Raw genomic sequence first — 19,872 nt, forward strand, 5'->3', positions numbered from 1 at the left:
AAGTAAAATTAAATAATGGTCAGATAAGTAACGGTTGACATACCGCAACAGACTTAGTAAAATAACTTATAAGTGGTTAGCTATTTATTAAAATACTTATAGATAAAAGAAAAGGAGATCATTATGCCAAAAGTTGGAATCGTAATGGGCAGCGACTCAGATATGAAAGTAATGGGAAAAGCTGCCGACATGCTGGAAAAGTTTGGAATCGATTATGAGATGACGATCATCTCGGCACACCGTGAGCCTGATGTATTCTATGAATATGCGAAGTCTGCAGAAGCAAAAGACTTCAAAGTAATTATTGCAGGTGCAGGTATGGCAGCACATCTTCCAGGAATGTGTGCAGCAATTTTCCCGATGCCGGTTATCGGAATCCCAATGTCAGGGAAGAATCTGGAGGGTGTCGACGCACTCTATTCAATCGTTCAGATGCCGCCTGGAATCCCGGTTGCCACAGTTGCGATCGATGGCGGAGCAAACGCAGCTATTCTGGCTGCAAAGATTCTTGCAACCTCAGATCCTGAGCTTCTTCAGAAATTGAAGGATTACACTGCAGAAATGAAAGAAACCGTCCAGAAAAAAGCAGAAAAGCTTGAAAAAATCGGACACAAAGAATATATCAAGCAGATGTAGGCATACAGATGTCAGTGAAAATACCAGGAGGATATAGAAAATGTTGGATTATAAGACAGCCGGCGTAGATATCGAGGCAGGATATAAATCAGTAGAACTTATGAAAAAGCATGTAAAAGAAACCATGAGACCGGAAGTGTTAGGAGGGCTTGGCGGTTTTGCAGGTGCATTTGATTTAAGTGGAATCAAGAATATGGAAGAACCAGTACTTCTTTCCGGAACAGATGGATGTGGAACAAAGGTGAAGCTTGCATTTGTAATGGACAAGCATGATACGATCGGTATTGATGCTGTTGCCATGTGTGTGAATGATATCGCATGCTCTGGTGGAGAACCGTTATTCTTCCTGGATTATATTGCCTGTGGCAAGAATTACCCGGAAAAGATCGCTACGATCGTAAGCGGTGTGGCAGAGGGCTGTAAGCAGTCAGGATGTGCACTTGTAGGTGGAGAGACAGCAGAACATCCGGGACTGATGCCAGAGAATGATTACGACCTTGCAGGTTTTGCAGTCGGAGTTGTAGATAAGAAAGACATTATCGACGGTTCTGATATTAAGCCAGGTGATGTACTTGTTGCAATGCCGTCTACAGGGGTTCACAGCAATGGATTTTCACTGGTTCGTAAGGTATTCGACATTACAGAAGAATCCTTAAATACATACTATGATGAATTAGGAAAGACACTTGGCGAAGCACTTCTTGCTCCGACCAGAATTTATGTAAAAGCACTGAAGAACGTAAAAGAAGCCGGTGTAAGAGTCAAAGGATGCAGCCATATCACAGGCGGTGGATTCTATGAAAATATTCCGAGAATGCTTCCGGAAGGAATCCGTGCAGTGGTAAAGAAGGACAGCTATGAAATCCCTGCAATCTTCAACCTGATCGCAAAGACTGGCAACATTGCAGAAGAGATGATGTACAATACCTTCAATATGGGTATCGGTATGGTTGTCGCTGTCGATGAAAAGGATGTAGATGCTACAATTAAGGCAATGAAAGAAGCTGGAGATGAAGCATTTGTGGTTGGTTATGTAGAAGCAGGAGAAAAAGGAGTTACTTTATGTTAAGAGTTGCTGTACTTGTATCCGGAGGCGGAACCAATCTGCAGGCAATCATTGATGCAGTGGAAAATGGCACGATCACCAATACAGAGCTGGTCGGTGTCATCAGCAATAATAAGAACGCATATGCACTCACAAGAGCCGGGAATCATCAGATCCCGGCACAGTGCGTTTCGCCGAAGGATTTTGAGACAAGAGAAGAGTTTAACAAAGTTTTTCTTGAAAAGGTAGACGAACTGAAACCGGATCTGATCGTTCTGGCGGGATTTTTGGTTGTGATTCCGGAAGAAATGATCAGCAGATACCGAAATAAGATCATCAATATCCATCCATCTCTGATTCCGTCGTTCTGCGGAACGGGATATTATGGACTGAAGGTTCATGAGGCAGCACTTGCCAGAGGGGTAAAGGTGGTTGGAGCAACCGTACATTTTGTAGACGAAGGAACGGATACCGGTCCGATCATTCTCCAGAAGGCTGTTGAAGTAGAAGAAGGCGATACACCGGAGGTTCTGCAGAGACGAGTGATGGAGCAGGCGGAGTGGAAGATCCTTCCACATGCGATCGACCTGATCGCAAATGGAAAAGTAACAGTAAAAGATGGCAGAGTGTCAATTGCACGTTAGAGAAGGAGGAGCACCAATGAAAGTATTGATCGTAGGCGGTGGCGGAAGAGAACACGCAATTGCATATTGTGTAGCAAAGAGCAGCAAGGTAGAGAAGATGTACTGTGCACCGGGAAATGCCGGGATTGCAGAGCTTGCAGAATGTGTACCGATTGGTGCGATGGAATTTGACAAGCTGGTTACATTTGCAAAGGAAAAAGAGATTGATCTGGCAATCGTAGGAATGGATGATCCGCTGGTTGGCGGCCTTATAGATGAATTTGAAAAAGCCGGGATCCGCGCATTCGGACCAAGAAAAAATGCAGCAATCCTGGAGGGAAGCAAGGCATTTTCAAAAGATCTGATGAAAAAATATGACATCCCGACCGCAGCATATGAGAACTTTGACAATGCAGACGAAGCGCTGGCTTATCTGGAGACAGCCAAATTTCCGATCGTTCTGAAGGCAGATGGTCTGGCACTTGGAAAAGGTGTACTGATCTGTAATACGTTGGAAGAAGCAAAAGCCGGCGTGAAAGAGATCATGCTGGACAAGAAATTCGGTGCATCCGGTAATACCATGGTTGTAGAAGAATTCATGACAGGACGTGAGGTTTCTGTTCTTTCCTTTGTAGATGGAAAGACCATCAAGACTATGACAAGCGCGCAGGATCACAAGAGAGCCAAAGACGGAGACCAGGGATTGAATACCGGTGGTATGGGAACTTTCTCACCGAGTCCTTTCTATACAAAAGAAGTTGACGAATTCTGCCGGAAATATGTGTACCAGAAGACGGTAGATGCAATGGCAGCAGAGGGAAGAGAGTTCAAGGGGATCATCTTCTTCGGACTGATGCTTACCGAAGACGGACCGAAGGTTCTGGAATACAATGCCAGATTCGGAGATCCTGAGGCACAGGTTGTTCTTCCGCGTATGAAAAATGATCTGATCGATGTGATCGAAGCCTGTATCGACGGAACACTGGATCAGGTAGATCTTCAGTTTGAAGACAATGCAGCAGTCTGTGTGGTACTTGCATCTGACGGTTATCCGGTCGCTTATGAAAAAGGACTTCCGATCACAGGTCTTGACGAGTTCAAGAAGCATGAAGGATACTATTGCTTCCATGCCGGAACCAAATTCGACGGAGACCAGATCGTGACAAACGGAGGACGTGTCCTCGGTGTGACAGCCAAGGGAGCAACGCTCAAAGAGGCCCGTGCCAATGCTTACAAAGCAACCGAATGGGTTAAATTTGATAACAAATATATGCGCCACGATATCGGAAAAGCGATTGACGAGGCTTAGGAAGTTAGGGCGGGATCTTTCTTATTCAGAGGGATTTCGCCTTTTTTGAGTTAAGTGAAAAATTTAATCTTTAAGAAGTTCTAAAGATTTCATGAACTTCTTGACAAATCGGACTTTGAATACTATGATTATCAATAGTTATGGGAAAAGGCAATGAGAAAGAGGAGTATGCAGACTGGTCCGAAGAAGAGAGAACCGTTCACAGGCTGAGAGACGGTTTACGGGAAGTGGTTGCAGAAGGTAGCTTTGGAGCCGGGTATCTGAAAAAGGGCGAGTAGGATATCACGGGGTGGTTTCCGTTATAGAACTGTGAGAGATACGAGATGGATTTATTTCGTGGAACAAAGGTGGTACCGCGTTTATACACGCCCTTTACATATTGTAAAGGGCTTTTTTTATTTTTTATAGAGAGAGCAAAAGTGCGCGGTGGACTTATAAGAGGAGGAAACAATGAGTAAGAATCTTGAAAAGACCTACAATCCGAAAGAGATTGAAGCGAAACTTTATGAAAAATGGTGTGAAGAAAAGTATTTTCACGCTGAAGTTGACAGAAGTAAGAAACCATTTACAACGGTAATGCCGCCACCGAATATCACCGGTAAGCTGCATATGGGACATGCTCTTGATAATACACTTCAGGATATCCTGATCCGTTACAAGAGAATGCAGGGATATAATGCACTGTGGATCCCGGGAACAGACCACGCTGCAATTTCAACAGAAGTAAAGGTTACAAACCAGTTAAAGGCAGAGGGAATTGATAAGAAAGAACTCGGAAGAGAAGGATTCCTTAAGAGAACCTGGCAGTGGAAAGAAGAGTACGCAGGAACCATCGAAGGTCAGCTGAAAAAGCTTGGTGTATCCTGTGACTGGGACAGAGAACGTTTCACCATGGATGAAGGATGCTCGAATGCGGTCAAAGAAGTATTCCTTCGTCTTCACGAAAAAGGATTTATCTACAAAGGTTCCAGAATCATCAACTGGTGTCCGGTATGTAAGACTTCCCTTTCTGACGCAGAAGTTGAGCATGAGGAACAGGCAGGACATTTCTGGCACATCAAGTACCCGATCGTAGGAACAGAACGTTTCCTTGAGATCGCAACTACACGTCCGGAAACTCTGCTTGGAGATACAGCGATCGCCGTACACCCGGACGATGACAGGTACAAAGATATCGTAGGAAAGAATGTCATCCTTCCGTTAGTTGGAAGAGAAATCCCGATCGTGGCAGACGCTTACGTTGATAAAGAATTCGGAACAGGTGCGGTTAAGATCACACCGGCACATGACCCGAATGACTTTGAAGTAGGAAAGAGACATAATCTTCCGGAAATCAACATCCTGAATGATGATGCTACCATCGTAGAAGGATACGGAAGATATTCCGGAATGGATCGCTACGAAGCAAGAAAAGCAATCGTAGAAGATCTGGAAAAAGAAGGATACCTTGTAAGCATCGAAGAACATGTACACAACGTTGGAACACATGACAGATGTAAGACAACCGTTGAACCGATGATCAAACCACAGTGGTTTGTTAAGATGGATGAGCTTGCCAAACCGGCGATCAATGCGATCAAGACCGGTGAATTAAAATTCGTACCGGAACGTTTTGGTAAGATCTACCTGAACTGGCTGGAAAATATCCGTGACTGGTGTATTTCACGTCAGATCTGGTGGGGACACAGAATTCCGGCCTACTATTGTGATGAATGTGGAGAAGTGGTTGTTGCACGTGAGATGCCGGAAAAATGCCCGCATTGCGGATGCACACATCTGACACAGGATGAAGATACACTGGATACCTGGTTCAGTTCAGCACTGTGGCCGTTCTCAACACTTGGATGGCCGGAAGAGACAGAGGATTTCAAGTATTTCTATCCGACAGATGTACTGGTAACCGGTTATGATATTATTTTCTTCTGGGTAATCCGTATGGTATTCTCCGGATATGCACATACTGGAAAAGCACCGTTCCATACTGTTCTGATCCATGGACTGGTAAGGGATTCCCAGGGACGTAAGATGAGTAAATCTCTTGGAAATGGTATCGATCCACTGGAGGTCATTGATGAGTACGGTGCAGATGCACTCCGTCTGACTCTGATCACAGGAAATGCACCCGGAAATGATATGCGTTTCTACAACGAACGTGTAGAATCCAGCCGTAACTTTGCCAATAAGGTATGGAATGCATCCAGATTTATCATGATGAACATGGAAGATAAGGTAATTTCCAAACCGGATGAGGCAGACTTTGAAGTAACCGATAAATGGATTTTATCCAAGGTAAATACACTTGCAAAAGATGTAACTGAGAACATGGATAAATTTGAACTGGGTATTGCAGTACAGAAAGTATATGACTTTATCTGGGATGAATTCTGTGACTGGTACATCGAGCTTGTAAAATACAGGATCTACCATTCTGATGAAAATTATAAGAGCGCCAATGCAGCACTTTGGACACTGAAGACGGTTCTTGGTAATGCACTGAAGATGTTACATCCATTTATGCCATTTGTAACAGAAGAAATCTACAGCGCACTGGTACCGGAGGAAAAATCTCTGATGATGTCAGACTGGCCGCAGTTTAGCGAAGACTGGTGCTATGCAGACGCTGAAAATATAACAGATCATATGAAAGAAGTTATCCGTGGTGTCAGAAATGCGCGGGCAGAAATGAATGTACCGCCGAGCCGTAAAGCAAAGGTTTATGTAGTATGCGAAGATGAGAAGCTCTGTGAAGGATTCGAAGAGCTGACAACATGCGCATGCCCGCTTATGAGTGCTTCTGAACTTGCTGTCCAGGCTGATAAGGCAGGTATTGCGGATGATGCCGTATCGATCGTAGTACCGGATGCTTCTGTATATGTACCACTGGAAGAGCTGATTGACTTCGAACAGGAAATCGAGCGTCTGACAAAAGAAGAAGAAAAGCTTACAAAAGAAATCAACCGTGCAAAGGGAATGCTTTCAAATGAAAAATTCGTCAGCAAAGCACCACAGGCAAAGGTTGATGAAGAAAAAGCAAAGCTTGAAAAGTATACACAGATGATGGAACAGGTGAAAGAACGTCTGGAGGCTTTAAAGGCAGGAAGATAATCACTGCAGGAAAGTACTAAGGCATATTCTTTTTTAGCCGGATATACCGTCAGGCGCAGCATAAACTGCGCCTGACGGTACAGAAACACGTAAGGGGTTAAAAGACGATGAAGGAAATTCATTTTAAAAAGATTCAGTGGAAAAAACCGGATCTGAAAGGAAAATGGCAGAAGCTGAAGAATATGAAGCCAGGAGATATAAAGGCGCATTTAAAAAAGCAGCATGAGCGAAGACAGCAGATTCTTGAAAAGCGGCGAAACAGCAAATTCGCAAAAAAGATGGCACCGTACTATAAGATGATGAACCGGTTCTCTTTGCCGCTTCAGGCACTGTGGGCTTGTATCATTAACTTTATCATTGAAGCACTGTCCAGACATTCTGCAATTGCAGCTTGGCAGTATATGACAGGAACACCGCTGGTATTTTTGTACAATGCCGGAATGATTTTCGTTACACTTTTAATCGCTTATCTGGTGCGACGCCGGGTGTTTACACGACTGATCATCAGTGCATTGTGGCTCTTTCTGGGTGTTGTCAACGGAGTGATGCTGGCAAAGCGTGTTACGCCGTTTAATGCACAGGATCTAAAGACATTTACAGAAGGACTGTCACTGTTTACAAACTATTTCTCGGTGGCAGAGCTTGTGATGATGGGAATTGGTGTTCCGGCACTGCTCATCTGGCTGGTTGCCATGTGGAGACGTGCCGGACAGTATGAAGGAAAGATGCACAGGATCCCGATGCTGATTATTGTTGTTGCAGCGTTTTTTGGATATTCTGTACTGACAAATGTTGCTGTAGATAAGAGGATTATTTCTACTTACTTTGGAAATATCGCATTTGCTTATCAGGATTACGGACTTCCGTATTGTTTCTCGGCCAGCCTTTTTAATACAGGTATTTCAGAACCGAATGATTATAACAAAGACACGATCGAGAAGATCACGGATAATAGAGAGATGACAGAGAGCACATCCGACAATGGTGTGAGACCGAATGTCTTGTTTGTACAGCTGGAATCTTTCTTTGATCCTATTGAATATGAAGATCTGCAGATGTCAGAGGATCCGATTCCGAATCTGCGCAAGATGTTTGAAAATTATTCTTCCGGATATTTTAAGGTTCCTTCGGTAGGAGCCGGAACAGCCAATACAGAATTTGAAGTGCTGACAGGTATGAACCTGCGTTATTTCGGACCGGGCGAGTATCCTTATAAGACAAAGCTTAAGAATCAGGTATGTGAAAGTGCAGCAACTGCATTTTCTGCATTCGGTTACGGAACCCATGCGATTCACAACAACGGTGGTAATTTCTACAGCCGTGCGAAGGTATTTAACAATATTGGTTTTGACAGCTTTACAAGTAAAGAGTTTATGAATATTCTCCAGACAACAGAGAATGGATGGTCGAAGGATGATATTCTTCTGACGCACATCAAAGACGCTCTGGACTCTACCGAGCAGGAGGATTTTGTATTTACAGTCAGTGTACAGGGACATGGAAATTATCCGACAGAAAAGGTGATTGAGAACCCGAAGATCACCGTAACAGGAGCACCGACAGAAGAGAAGAACAATGCCTGGGAATACTATGTGAACCAGGTATATGAGATGGATCAGTTTGCCGGTAATCTGGTAAAAATGATGGAAGAACGCGGTGAGCCGACTGTGGTCGTATTCTATGGTGACCATCTGCCGACAATGGGACTGGAAGCAAAGGATATGAAGAACCGTTATCTGTACAATACAAATTATGTGATCTGGGACAATCTTGGACTTCAGAAAGAGGACCGGAACATTCCGTCCTACCAGATCATGGCGGATGTGATGGACCGCCTGGGATTACATTCCGGTACGGTATTCAACTATCACCAGCAGAGACGCCAGACAAAGGATTATCTGAAGGATCTGGAGCTGTTACAGTATGATATTCTGTATGGAGACCAGTATGTATACAATGGTAAGCCGCCGATCACAGAAGGCCATATGCAGATGGGGATCAAGGAGGTTACGCTCACGGATCTTGTAGAAAATCTGGATGAGACCTACAGCCTCTACGGAACAAACTTTACTAAATGGAGCAAGGTTTACATCAATGATGAAAAGCAGGAATCTACTTTCCTCAATAATACAAGGATCGAACTTCCGGACAGTAAGCTGAAGGATGGAGACATCATTACGGTCAGCCAGGTCGGATCAAGCAATACCATCTTCAGGACTTCAAGAGAATATATTTACATGGATGGAAAAATCCTGGAATATACAGATGAAGTAAAAGAACAGAAGAATTCTGCAAAGACGGACGGCGATCAGCAGAAGACAGAAAATGCCGGACAGTCCGGAGAACAGCAGGATCAGAATAATAAAGAAGAAAAGAGCGGGCAGCAGTAGAGTTCCGCTTAAGAAAGACGGGAAAGATTGTGAAGTATGAAGAAGTAGTCCGATATATAGAGGACATACCAAAATTTACAAAGAAGCATACGCTTTTGCATACCCGTGAATTTATGAGAAGATTGGGGAATCCCTGCCAGGGAAGAAAGGTTCTTCATGTGGCAGGGACGAACGGAAAGGGAAGCGTCTGCGCATATATGCAGGCGATTCTTCTTTTTGAGGGAAAGCGTGTCGGATTTTTTACATCACCACATCTGGTGAAGCTCAACGAGCGGATCCGGATCAATGGAAAAGATATTGACGATGATACCTTCTGCCGGATTTTTGCAAAGGTGCGGCAGGTGGCAGAAGAACTGGAAAAGGAAGGGCTGGAACATCCTTCTTATTTTGAATTCCTGTATGGAATGGGTATGCTTGCATTTGAAGAGAATGATGCAGAGTATATTGTACTGGAGACAGGACTTGGCGGAAGGCTGGATGCGACTAATTCCTTCGAGCATCCGTTCCTGAGCGTGATCACATCGATCGGACTGGATCACACAGAGATCCTTGGAGATACGATTGAAAAGATCGCGGGAGAAAAAGCCGGAATCATCAAAAAAGGCGTACCGGTATTTTTTGACGGCTCTGATGAAAGAAGTAGTCGGGTTATAGAAGAAACTGCCGAAAATGTAGAAGCACCGTGGTATAAAATGGAAAAAGATGCGTTGAAAATTCAAGAAATTACAGACAAACATATTGCTTTTTCTATTTTGGATGAGTATGATAATAATACCGTGTGGCAGGTGGCCAGCACCGGAATCTATCAGGTGATGAACGCAGCACTTGCAATCCGGGCGATGAGATATACATTTGGCGACAAGGCAGAAATCTGCAAATGGCAGAAGGTGGTTGCATCTGTTAAATGGCAGGGAAGAATGGAAGAGGTTCTTCCCGGAGTTATCTTTGACGGGGCACATAATCTTGCGGCAATCCGTGAATTTACAAAGAGTATCCGGCTGCAAAGAGAGGCGGAAGGGGAAATCCATCCACTGATAATCCTTTTTTCAGCCGTTGCAGATAAGGATTACAGTCATATGATCGAGCTTTTATGCAGAGAATCGAAAGCAGATGCTTATGTCATTGCCAAAGTAGACAATAAAAGGGGAGCGCAGGCAGATACACTTGCCGCGTTGTTCCGGAAGTATACAGACAGACCGGTCTATCGGGAGGACACGCTTGCTGATGCATTTACACGTGCATTGAATGAAAAGGGCAGCGAAGGGAAACTTTACTGTCTGGGGTCGCTCTATCTGGTAGGGGAGTTAAAAGAACTGATAGGAGGAGAAGATGCTTAATTTTGAAGAAGAACTTAAGAAGTTCAAACCAAGTCTGGAAGTAGAAGATATCGAGAATGCAGTATATCAGGAGGATCTGTCTGATATGACAGATATCTTAAGAGAGATGATGGATCAGAAAAAATAGGGGAGATTTTGATGGACTATAAGCAGAAACTCGAGTACCAGTCGAACTACTGGTACAATGATGGACTGAAGAAAGCGCAGATCCGGGATCTGTCCGGGGCAATTGTGTCGTTAAAAAGAAGTTTGCAGTTTAACAGAGAAAATATCACAGCGAGGAATCTTCTCGGACTTGTCTATTATGGACGTGGAGAAGTAGCGGAGGCTCTTGTAGAGTGGATCATCAGTAAAAACTTCAGGGCTTCAGAGAATATTGCCAGCTACTATATCAGTAAGGTTCAGGATAATCCAAGTGAGCTGGAGAAGGTGAATCAGGCAGTTCACAAATACAACCAGTGTCTTGGATACTGCAGACAGAATGGAGAAGATCTTGCGATCATCCAGCTGAAAAAGGTGGTTGTGGCACATCCGTCTTTCCTGAAGGCATATCAGCTTCTGGCACTTCTTTATATGCATTCCGGACAGTATTCCAAAGCAAGACAGAGCCTGAAGACGGCACTCAAGCTGGATGTGACGAATGATATTACGCTCCGGTATATGCATGAGATGAACCGTCAGCGGAATCGGCAGGTTGCACATATTAAAGAGGAAAAGCATGGCAGACAGTCGGTTGTCACATACAATCTGGGAAATGAGACGATCATCCAGCCTGCAGCAACACTGCGAGACAATGCGGCAGTGATGACAGTTGTCAATATTCTGATCGGTATGGTGGTTGGAGCGGCAGTGGTGTGGTTCCTGATCGCTCCGGCGGTAAACCAGACAAAGTCGTCTACAAAAAACCGGAATGTCATTGCACTAAGCGAGCAGATAGCTTCACAGAAGACACAGATCCAGACGCTTAAGGATGAACTGGAGGGATACCGTAACAGCAGTGATGAGGTAGAATCGGCAAAGCAGACCGCCGCATCCACACAGGACAGCTATGATGCCCTGATCAAGGTATATCAGCAGTATTATGGCGGAACAACGAGCAATGCGGATATGGCAGATACGTTGCTTGGACTGAACAGGGATTCGTTGGGAGAAGAGGGACAGAAAATCTACGATTCGATCTCCGGTTCCGTGTTCCCACGAGTATGTGTGAGCCTGTATTCGACCGCGCAGTATGAAGTGCAGAGTGGAAATTATGATGATGCCATTTCGGATCTTGAAAAGATCAAGAAGATGGATGACTCTTATAGTGATGGTGGTGTGTACAAGCTTCTTGGAGACGCGTATGCCGGTAAAGGTGATAAAGACAATGCAAAGAGCAATTACGAAAAAGCAGCGACCGATTATCCGGGAACACAGGCAGCATATTCGGCACAGAGCGCACTGGATGCAATGGGATCAGATGGAACTTCGGAGAATACTTCCGGTGGAACAGGCACCCAGGGACAATAAAATATAAAAGGCACAAAAGAGAAAGTAGCGAAAAAAGGCGTTACTTTCTCTTTTGTTTTATAGGAAATTCCGAAGGAACTTCCTATAAAACAAAAGGCACTACGTGCCGTAAATGCGCACTCTTTTTATAAATCCATCAAGGCTGTTGGCGTATTTGTATAAATAAAAAAGACAGAAAGGGGTTTAAGCAAAAATGCAGTATCAGATCAAAGAAAATTGTCTTACGATTTTTCTTCCGGCGGAGGTGGATCATCACAATGCGGAGGAGATCAAACGGGAGGCGGATAAGGTGATCGAGGAACAACATATCAAATATGTGATCTTTGATTTTGGAAGAACGAATTTTATGGACAGTTCCGGGATTGGAGTGATCATGGGACGGTACCGGCATATCTTTCTTCTTGGCGGGGAAGTATGGGCGATACATACAAGTGAACGGATGCGGCAGATTCTGAATATGTCCGGCGTGACGAAGATCATACAGATTTATGAGGAGGGAATGATGTAATGGAATATTTTAACGAGATGGAAGTAGTTTTTGACAGCAGATCGGAGAATGAGGGATTTGCAAGGGTGGCAGTGGCTGCGTTTATGACGCAGATGGATCCGGTTCTGGAGGAAGTGGCAGACGTGAAGACAGCGGTCTCCGAAGCAGTGACGAACAGCATTATACATGGATATGAGGGACGGACGTCCGGAAAGATCACGGTCTGGTGCGGGATTGAAAAAGATAAGAAGACCATTCTAGTCACAGTGAAGGATCACGGCATCGGTATCGAAAACGTGGAGCAGGCGATGGAGCCACTCTATACGACCAGGCCGGATATGGATCGGTCCGGGATGGGATTTGCATTTATGGAGGCATTTATGGATGAAGTACAGGTGGAATCTGTGCCTGGAAAAGGGACTACGGTTTGGATGAAGAAAACGACAGGAGGGGAAAAGAAGGAAGCTGTATGGACCACACAATCGCATTGATCAGACGGGCTCACGAAGGGGATGAAAATGCGAGGGCACAGCTTGTGGAGGAAAACACCGGTCTGATCTGGTGTGTGGTGAAAAGATTTTACGGACGGGGCACAGAGGCAGAGGATTTATTTCAGATCGGAAGCATCGGGCTTTTAAAAGCGATCGATAAGTTTGATCTGGGCTATGATGTGAAATTTTCTACCTATGCAGTTCCGATGATCACAGGAGAAATAAAGCGTTTTCTGCGTGATGACGGGATGTTGAAGGTCAGCCGTTCCTTAAAAGAGATTGCATATAAAGCATATCAGGCAAAGGAGGCGCTCACGGAAAAGCTTGGAAGAGAACCGCTGCTGGAAGAAATTGCGGAAGAAACGGGTGTGGAAAAAGAAGAGCTGGTGATGGCGATGGAGGCAGCAGGAGAAGTGGAATCGCTTCACAGACCGGTCGGTATGAAAGATGGAAATGAAGTAATGCTGTTGGAAAAGATTGCAGATACAGGCGGTGCAGAAGAAAAGATCCTGGATCATCTTCTGCTTACAGAGCTGATAAAAGAATTAAAAAAAGACGAGAGAAAGCTTCTGTATCTGCGCTATTTTGCAGATAAGACGCAGACAGAAATCGGCGAAGAGCTTGGAATTTCCCAGGTGCAGGTATCGCGGATGGAGAAAAAGATCCTGAAAACCATGCGGGAACACGCAAAAGAATAAAAGGATGTATGTTTTCTGGAAAAACAGGGATACTATTTCCTATCTGAAACAGATCACAAAGGAGGCGGATGCGATTGGAAAGAAGAAAAAAATATATCTGGGGCTGTGTTCTTTGTGCCCTGCTGACAGCTGTTCTGATCGGAATGATCTACTATTATAATGACGTCCGGGGGACAGACCAGGTAAGTGAAGGAACGCTGATCTGGCAGGCGCTACCGGTAAAAGAAAGGACGGATACAGATGTCTTCGGGAAATGAAATACTTTATATCAAAGGGGAAAAGAATACCGAGGTGAAAGAACCAAATGTGACATTGGGAGATATCCTGACAATGGAATGCAGCAATTCTTCCATCATGAACAGGATTAAACCACTGCGGATCCTGAAAATCCCGAAAAAAGAACAGCACAGATATGTGGTGTCTGTTCTGAAAATCATAGAATGTATCCATCGGGAAATTCCCGGACTACAGATTCAAAACGAAGGAGAAAGTGACCTGATCATTACCTATGAAGGGGAGAAAAAACGAAATGCTATCTGGCAGGGAATTAAAGTGGTTGTAGTTGCGGGAATCACATTTATCGGAGCAGCATTTTCCATCATGGCATTTAATAATGATGTGTCGGTGACAAAGATGTTTTCCCGGATTTATCTGCTTCTTACCGGAGAAGAATCGAATGGATTTACCCTGATAGAGCTGACTTACTGCATCGGGTTGATCGTAGGGATCCTGATTTTCTTCAATCATTTAGGAAGAAAGAAATTTACAGCAGATCCGACGCCGATGGAAGTGGAAATGCGTTTGTATGAAAATGATATTCAGGAAACTTTGATCGAAGTTTATGCGAGAAAGGAAAAAGAAGTCGATGTGGATTAGGCAGATTCTGGTGGCGGTGGTTGGTCTTGCATCCGGATTTGCAGTCGCGGCAGGACTGTTTTCATTTATTATCGGACTTGGCGTAGTGTCAGATTTTGCAGACCGGACACATACCGGGAAGCATGTCATGCTGTATGAAAACTGCATTATGGCAGGTGGGATCCTTGGAAATATTTTCTGGGTATACGGGCTCGCGATGCCTGGCGGCAAATGGATCGTTCCGGTGTTTGGACTTTTTTCCGGAATTTTTGTTGGTTGCTGGTCAATGGCACTTGCGGAAATCCTGAATATTTTTCCGATTTTTATCCGGAGGATCAAAATTCTGAAATGTGTGCCATGGCTGATTTTTGGGATGGCGCTTGGGAAAAGCCTTGGAGCACTTCTGTTTTTCTATAAAAGATGGTAACTGGAGGAGAAAATGAAGCAACAAGAGAAAGAAAAAGAGTATGAAACATATGTAAAAGAGAAAACACCGGTCAGGAAGCCTGGACCTGCGATGGCAAAAGCATTCGTGACCGGCGGGATCATCTGTACGATTGGACAGACGATCTTAAATGCGTGCGAAAAGGCGGGAATGTCAAAGGATATTTCTGCAAGCTGGTGTTCATTGATCCTGATCCTGGCAAGTGTGGTGCTGACCGGATTTGGAATCTATCCGAAGATCGCGAACTGGGGAGGAGCGGGAGCACTGGTGCCGATCACCGGATTTGCCAATTCCGTTGCGGCGCCGGCAATTGAATACAAAAAAGAGGGGCAGGTTTTCGGAATTGGCTGCAAGATATTTACGATCGCAGGACCTGTGATCCTGTACGGAGTTTTCACCAGCTGGGTTCTGGGACTGTTCTATTGGATTGGGACGATGATCGGAATTGTGTGAGCAAGGAGGGATGGACATGAATGCGATGAAAGGAACGCAGAGTATTGCATTTTCGGAAAGTCCGTATCTGGTAAGCGCCGGATCGGTTGCCGGAAAAAAAGAAGGAGAAGGGCCACTTGGAAAATATTTTGATATTGCATCGGAGGATGACCTTTTCGGAGAGAAAACCTGGGAGCTTGCAGAAGGAACAATGCAGAAGCTTGCGTGTAAGCTGGCATTGAAAAATGCGGGAGTACAGCCGGAGGAGGTACGCTATCTCTTTGGCGGTGATCTTTTAAGACAGGGAATTGCTACATCGATGGGGGCGGAAGAACTTCAGATCCCGGTGTTTGGTCTTTTCGGCGCATGTTCCACATCCGGAGAGGCACTTGCCCTTGCTGCAATGACTGTGGCGGCAGGCTATGGAGATCTGGTGCTTGCTGCAACATCGAGTCATTTTGGAAGTGCAGAAAAAGAATTCCGTTTTCCACTTGGCTATGCGAATCAGAGACCACTTTCTTCTACCTGGACAGTGACAGGAAGCGGAGCCTTTCTGGTAGGAAAAAAGAAAAGCCGGGTGCGGATCAGTGGAGTGACGATTGGGAAAATTGTGGATTATGGGCTGAAGGATTCACAGAATATGGGAGCGTGTATGGCACCGGCAGCGTGTGATACGATTCTGCAGAATCTTATGGATTTTGGAAGGGGTGAAAAGGATTACGACCGGATCATTACCGGAGACCTGGGCTATGTGGGACAATCGATTTTATTTGACCTGCTTCGTAAGAAAGGGCTGGATATCAAAGAAAATCATATGGACTGCGGAATGACGATCTTCGATCAGCAGACACAGCATACCAATTCCGGTGGAAGCGGCTGTGGCTGCGCGGCGATCACTCTTGCAGCATATATTATGCCACAGCTGATATCGGGGGAGTGGAAAAGGATCCTTTTTGTACCAACGGGGGCGCTGATGTCGACGGTCAGCTTCAATGAAGGAGAAAGCGTTCCGGGAATTGCACATGGAATTGTGCTGGAACATTGTTAAAGGAGGAAAGAAAATGGACTATATCAATGCATTCTGGGTAGGAGGACTCATCTGTGCACTGGCGCAGATCCTGCTTGACCGGACGAAAATGATGCCGGGAAGAGTCATGGTAAGCCTGGTGGTACTTGGCTGTATTCTTGGTTTTGTACAGATATTTAAACCACTGCAGGAGTATGCGGGGGCGGGCGTGAGCGTGCCACTGCTCGGTTTTGGAAATACTTTATGGAACGGGGTAAAAGAGGCAGTCGACAAGGAAGGATTTATCGGAATTTTTCTTGGAGGATTCAAGGCAAGTGCGGCAGGAATCAGCGGCGCATTGATTTTTGGGTACATTGCATCATGGATATTTGAACCAAAGATGAAGGGGTAATGGGAATAATTTTCGTCAGAACTACGAAAGAAAATTTATTGTACAGGGAGAAAAATGATGTTAAGATGAAATCGTGGCTGTGTAAATGGCCTGTAAAATAAGAATCAGAGTGAAAAAGAAAAAGTACATAAGAGGAGATAACACGACTATGAAGTACACAAGTATCATTATTCCGTTTGTCGGAGGCCTTGGTATGTTCATTTATGGAATGCAGATCATGGCACAGGGGCTGGAAAATGCTGCCGGCAACCGGATGAAGTCATTGCTTGAAGCACTTACAAAGAATAAGTTCTTCGGCGTATTGCTTGGAGCGTTCATTACCGCAGTGATCCAGAGCTCATCTGCAACGACCGTCATGGTAGTTGGTTTTGTAAATGCCGGTATCATGAACCTTCAGCAGGCGATGGGAGTTATCATGGGTGCGAACATCGGTACAACAGTTACCGGATGGCTGGTATCTAGTGTGGAATGGGCCAAATTTTTAAGTCCGTCCAATCTGGCACCGGTTGCGATCATGATCGGTGTGATCATTATGCTGACCGGAAAGAGGCGTTCGACAAAAGATATCGCAAGTATTGTGGTTGGTTTCGGACTTTTATTTGTCGGGATTTCATCCATGTCCTCAGCGGTGGAACCACTGAAAGATAATGCAGCATTCTGCAATATTTTCGTATCACTGGGACACAATCCGTTGCTTGGAATTGTGGCGGGTGCAGCAGTTACGGCGATCATCCAGAGTTCATCTGCATCGGTTGGAATCCTGCAGAGCCTTGCAGCAGCAGGTCTTGTACCGTTTGGCGCAGCAATCTATATTATCATGGGACAGAATATCGGTACCTGCGTAACTGCAATCCTGTCCAGTGTGGGTGCAAAGAAAAATGCGAAAACCGCAGCGCTGATGCATCTGATCTTTAATATCATCGGAACGATCATTTTCAGTATTATTGCGATTGCATATCTGAGTATTGTGAATCCGGCATGGGCGCATGGAAATATCACCCAGACACAGATCAGTATGGTGCATACGGTATTCAATATTGTGACAACCGTTCTGCTGTTCCCGGTTTCTGACTGGATCATCAAGCTTGCCAAGAAGATCGGACATGTGGAAGAAGAGGTACAGGATGAAAGTGTAGTCCTTCTGGATGACCGTATGCTGGAGACCCCTGGTATCGCGATTCAGTCAACCGTTTCCGAGCTTGTCCGAATGGGACATGTGGTTGCAGATTCTCTGGAGGTTGCAAGAAAAGTTATGTTCGAACGAAAAGAAGAACAGATTACGTTCCTGAAGGAAGAAGAAAGCAAGGTAGACCGGTTAAGTGCCGGTATCACATCCTATGCGATCAAGCTGTCGACTCTGCAGATCAATGAACGTGAGCATGAAGAGGTGGCGCATATGCTCCAGATCGTGTCGGATATGGAACGTATCAGTGATTACTGCGAAAACATTTCTGAGTTCGCGGAATCACTGCTGGAAAAGCAGGTGGATTTCTCTGAGGTTGGAGTGGAACATCTGAACAAGATGCTGGATGTCTGCATTGCAAGTTATCTGTATGCGTTGGAAGCCTTTGAGTCCAATGACCGCGAAAGTGCGTTAAAGACCATCGAGAAAGAAACAGAGGCAGACGGGCTGGAGATTTCCCTCCGTGCAAAGCATATCAAGCGTCTTACCAACCAGCAGTGTAACACAGAAGCTGGAGTGGTATTCCTTGATTCTCTGGTATGCCTGGAAAGAATTTCCGACCATGCCAGAAATATTGCGGAAGAAGTGCTGGCGGAATAGAAGATAGGAAAATGCAAAAGTGCATGTGGCCTGACGGCTGCATGCACTTTTTTCGAATCGTTAAGAATTGGGAGTAATGCCGTATTAACTTGTTGTTTTTCTACGAATAAGTATGGGGGTAATTTGTTTATGAATGGGTTCGGCAAGTGGTACAGGTTTTCGCTTTTTACGTTCTTCCATTTGCTGTACAAGCAGTTCCATGGAGGTTTTGGCGATCAGATCGATTTGCTGTCCAACGGTTGTGATTGGAAGGATAGCTTCACTTGCAATCGGAGAATTGTCAAACCCTACCAATTCGTATGTGTCAGGGAAATAACCATATTTTTGAAAAATAAGATTAAGAAACATATTGGCATAGGTATCATTTGAAAGAAAGATACCTTTCTTTTTATCAGCATATTTTTCATCGATGTCCGTAAAAATACGATGCATTTGTGCAAAAATATCCTGATAAGAATCTCCAGTTACATTCAGATTCAGTTCATAAGGAACGTTATGTTCCTGACAGGTTTCTTTAAATGCTAGAATTCGGCTATATGCCGGTACAAAATCGGGAACATTGGCATTGATATGAACCAGGATATCACATTTATCGCGGATCAGGAGATTTGTTGCCTGTAGTGCACCCATATAGTTGTCGGTTGTTACACTACAGATATACTTAGCTTCTCTTTCGATGGCAATGACTGGTATCTGATAAGATGCCAGCTTCTCAGAAGAAAGTGTATGACTCAATACAATAAGTCCTTCAATCTGATATGCCATAAGTTCATCAATATACTGTTCTTCTTCTTCCGGACCACGATCGCTGACAAAAACAAGAAACTTATAATGATAGTCTGAATAACTGGAAAGTAACTGCGTAAGCATCTCAGAATAATAGTGCAGATAGAGATTTGGTACAATAATACCGACAAATTCACTTTTTCCATTTGCTAAAACTTTTGCCAGTTTATTCTTTTTATATCCCAAAGCATCAAGTGCCTGTGATATTTTTTCCTGATTCTCAAGTGTCAGAGAATCAGGGTGATTAAAATATCTGGAAATTGTTGTTTTTGAAAAATTGGTATATTCGGCAATGTCAGCAAATGTAACTTGTTTCTTGGTCATAAAATCAATAGACTCCTTTAAAAATTCTTATTCATAGTATAGCAACTAAAAGTCGAAAAGGCAACTATAAAATAACTAGTTATGTAACCGGTAACTTTTACAAACAAAAGCATTGACAGAGAGATTATTATATGGTACTATTCAGTTATAAAGTAACCGGTTACTTTACCGGTTATACAGCGAGAAGGACAAAGGGAAT

General features: G+C 44.4%; 20 protein-coding genes and 1 other annotated feature. Of the genes, 19 read left to right on the forward strand and 1 reads right to left on the reverse strand.

Annotation, left to right across the window (positions count from 1 at the left end):
• Positions 1–123: 123 nt before the first annotated feature.
• From purE to AB5213_RS08085, 19 genes are all read left to right on the forward strand, one after another.
• The gene (gene purE / locus AB5213_RS07995) at positions 124–636 is read left to right on the forward strand and encodes a 5-(carboxyamino)imidazole ribonucleotide mutase (RefSeq protein ID WP_008372927.1); all 513 of its coding nucleotides are present in this window, start codon (positions 124–126) and stop codon (positions 634–636) included.
• A gap of 43 nt (positions 637–679) precedes the next feature.
• Positions 680–1,705, forward strand: coding sequence for a phosphoribosylformylglycinamidine cyclo-ligase (gene purM, locus AB5213_RS08000; RefSeq protein WP_055156423.1), 1,026 nt, complete (start codon positions 680–682; stop codon positions 1,703–1,705).
• Positions 1,699–2,325, forward strand: coding sequence for a phosphoribosylglycinamide formyltransferase (gene purN, locus AB5213_RS08005; RefSeq protein WP_022220988.1), 627 nt, complete (start codon positions 1,699–1,701; stop codon positions 2,323–2,325). The genes purM and purN overlap by 7 nt, the downstream gene beginning before the upstream one ends.
• A 16-nt stretch (positions 2,326–2,341) precedes the next feature.
• Positions 2,342–3,613 carry a phosphoribosylamine--glycine ligase gene (gene purD / locus AB5213_RS08010; RefSeq protein WP_022220987.1) on the forward strand — a complete coding sequence of 424 codons (1,272 nt, stop codon included), beginning with the start codon at positions 2,342–2,344 and terminating at the stop codon, positions 3,611–3,613.
• A 144-nt stretch (positions 3,614–3,757) separates the two neighbouring features.
• Positions 3,758–3,989 (forward strand) — a binding site (T-box leader).
• A gap of 74 nt (positions 3,990–4,063) precedes the next feature.
• On the forward strand, positions 4,064–6,718 hold the full coding sequence (locus AB5213_RS08015; protein ID WP_055156372.1) for a valine--tRNA ligase: 2,655 nt from the start codon (positions 4,064–4,066) through the stop codon (positions 6,716–6,718).
• 182 nt (positions 6,719–6,900) lie between these two features.
• Positions 6,901–9,108 (forward strand): LTA synthase family protein, encoded by a 2,208-nt coding sequence (locus AB5213_RS08020; protein ID WP_368276587.1) that lies wholly within the window; start codon positions 6,901–6,903, stop codon positions 9,106–9,108.
• Positions 9,109–9,137: 29 nt separating this feature from the next.
• The gene (locus tag AB5213_RS08025) at positions 9,138–10,445 is read left to right on the forward strand and encodes a folylpolyglutamate synthase/dihydrofolate synthase family protein (protein ID WP_118217691.1); all 1,308 of its coding nucleotides are present in this window, start codon (positions 9,138–9,140) and stop codon (positions 10,443–10,445) included.
• Complete coding sequence (locus tag AB5213_RS08030) at positions 10,438–10,572, forward strand: hypothetical protein (RefSeq protein ID WP_022220983.1); 135 nt, start codon at positions 10,438–10,440, stop codon at positions 10,570–10,572. Before AB5213_RS08025 ends, AB5213_RS08030 begins: the two co-directional genes overlap by 8 nt.
• 11 nt (positions 10,573–10,583) lie before the next feature.
• Positions 10,584–11,954: a tetratricopeptide repeat protein gene (locus AB5213_RS08035; protein ID WP_368276580.1), complete on the forward strand. Its 1,371-nt coding sequence runs from the start codon at positions 10,584–10,586 to the stop codon at positions 11,952–11,954.
• Positions 11,955–12,147: 193 nt separating this feature from the next.
• Positions 12,148–12,462, forward strand: a complete 315-nt coding sequence (locus AB5213_RS08040) for an anti-sigma factor antagonist (RefSeq protein WP_008372950.1) — start codon at positions 12,148–12,150, stop codon at positions 12,460–12,462.
• The gene (gene spoIIAB / locus AB5213_RS08045; RefSeq protein WP_117557783.1) at positions 12,462–12,932 is read left to right on the forward strand and encodes an anti-sigma F factor; all 471 of its coding nucleotides are present in this window, start codon (positions 12,462–12,464) and stop codon (positions 12,930–12,932) included. The genes AB5213_RS08040 and spoIIAB overlap by 1 nt, the downstream gene beginning before the upstream one ends.
• A complete protein-coding gene (gene sigF / locus AB5213_RS08050) occupies positions 12,911–13,630 on the forward strand; it encodes an RNA polymerase sporulation sigma factor SigF (RefSeq protein WP_008372953.1) in 720 nt (239 codons plus the stop codon). The genes spoIIAB and sigF overlap by 22 nt, the downstream gene beginning before the upstream one ends.
• 74 nt (positions 13,631–13,704) lie before the next feature.
• Positions 13,705–13,887: a hypothetical protein gene (locus AB5213_RS08055; protein WP_044999057.1), complete on the forward strand. Its 183-nt coding sequence runs from the start codon at positions 13,705–13,707 to the stop codon at positions 13,885–13,887.
• Positions 13,871–14,506, forward strand: a complete 636-nt coding sequence (locus AB5213_RS08060) for a stage V sporulation protein AA (RefSeq protein ID WP_175305347.1) — start codon at positions 13,871–13,873, stop codon at positions 14,504–14,506. Before AB5213_RS08055 ends, AB5213_RS08060 begins: the two co-directional genes overlap by 17 nt.
• Positions 14,496–14,912: a stage V sporulation protein AB gene (locus AB5213_RS08065; RefSeq protein ID WP_022220980.1), complete on the forward strand. Its 417-nt coding sequence runs from the start codon at positions 14,496–14,498 to the stop codon at positions 14,910–14,912. The genes AB5213_RS08060 and AB5213_RS08065 overlap by 11 nt, the downstream gene beginning before the upstream one ends.
• A gap of 12 nt (positions 14,913–14,924) precedes the next feature.
• Positions 14,925–15,383 carry a SpoVA/SpoVAEb family sporulation membrane protein gene (locus AB5213_RS08070; RefSeq protein ID WP_368276581.1) on the forward strand — a complete coding sequence of 153 codons (459 nt, stop codon included), beginning with the start codon at positions 14,925–14,927 and terminating at the stop codon, positions 15,381–15,383.
• A gap of 16 nt (positions 15,384–15,399) precedes the next feature.
• Positions 15,400–16,410 (forward strand): stage V sporulation protein AD, encoded by a 1,011-nt coding sequence (gene spoVAD, locus AB5213_RS08075; RefSeq protein ID WP_022220979.1) that lies wholly within the window; start codon positions 15,400–15,402, stop codon positions 16,408–16,410.
• A gap of 13 nt (positions 16,411–16,423) precedes the next feature.
• Complete coding sequence (locus AB5213_RS08080; protein WP_022220978.1) at positions 16,424–16,780, forward strand: SpoVA/SpoVAEb family sporulation membrane protein; 357 nt, start codon at positions 16,424–16,426, stop codon at positions 16,778–16,780.
• A 148-nt stretch (positions 16,781–16,928) separates the two neighbouring features.
• On the forward strand, positions 16,929–18,563 hold the full coding sequence (locus tag AB5213_RS08085) for a Na/Pi cotransporter family protein (protein WP_055297488.1): 1,635 nt from the start codon (positions 16,929–16,931) through the stop codon (positions 18,561–18,563).
• An 84-nt stretch (positions 18,564–18,647) separates the two neighbouring features.
• On the opposite strand, the gene AB5213_RS08090 is transcribed toward AB5213_RS08085, so the two are convergent.
• Entirely contained in the window at positions 18,648–19,673 is a 1,026-nt protein-coding gene (locus AB5213_RS08090; RefSeq protein WP_368276582.1) for a LacI family DNA-binding transcriptional regulator, read from the reverse strand.
• Between the last annotated feature and the right edge of the window lie 199 nt (positions 19,674–19,872).

The organism is Coprococcus sp. RTP21204st1_G4_RTP21204_210225, assembly GCF_040915385.1.
Lineage (GTDB): Bacteria > Bacillota > Clostridia > Lachnospirales > Lachnospiraceae > Allocoprococcus > Allocoprococcus comes.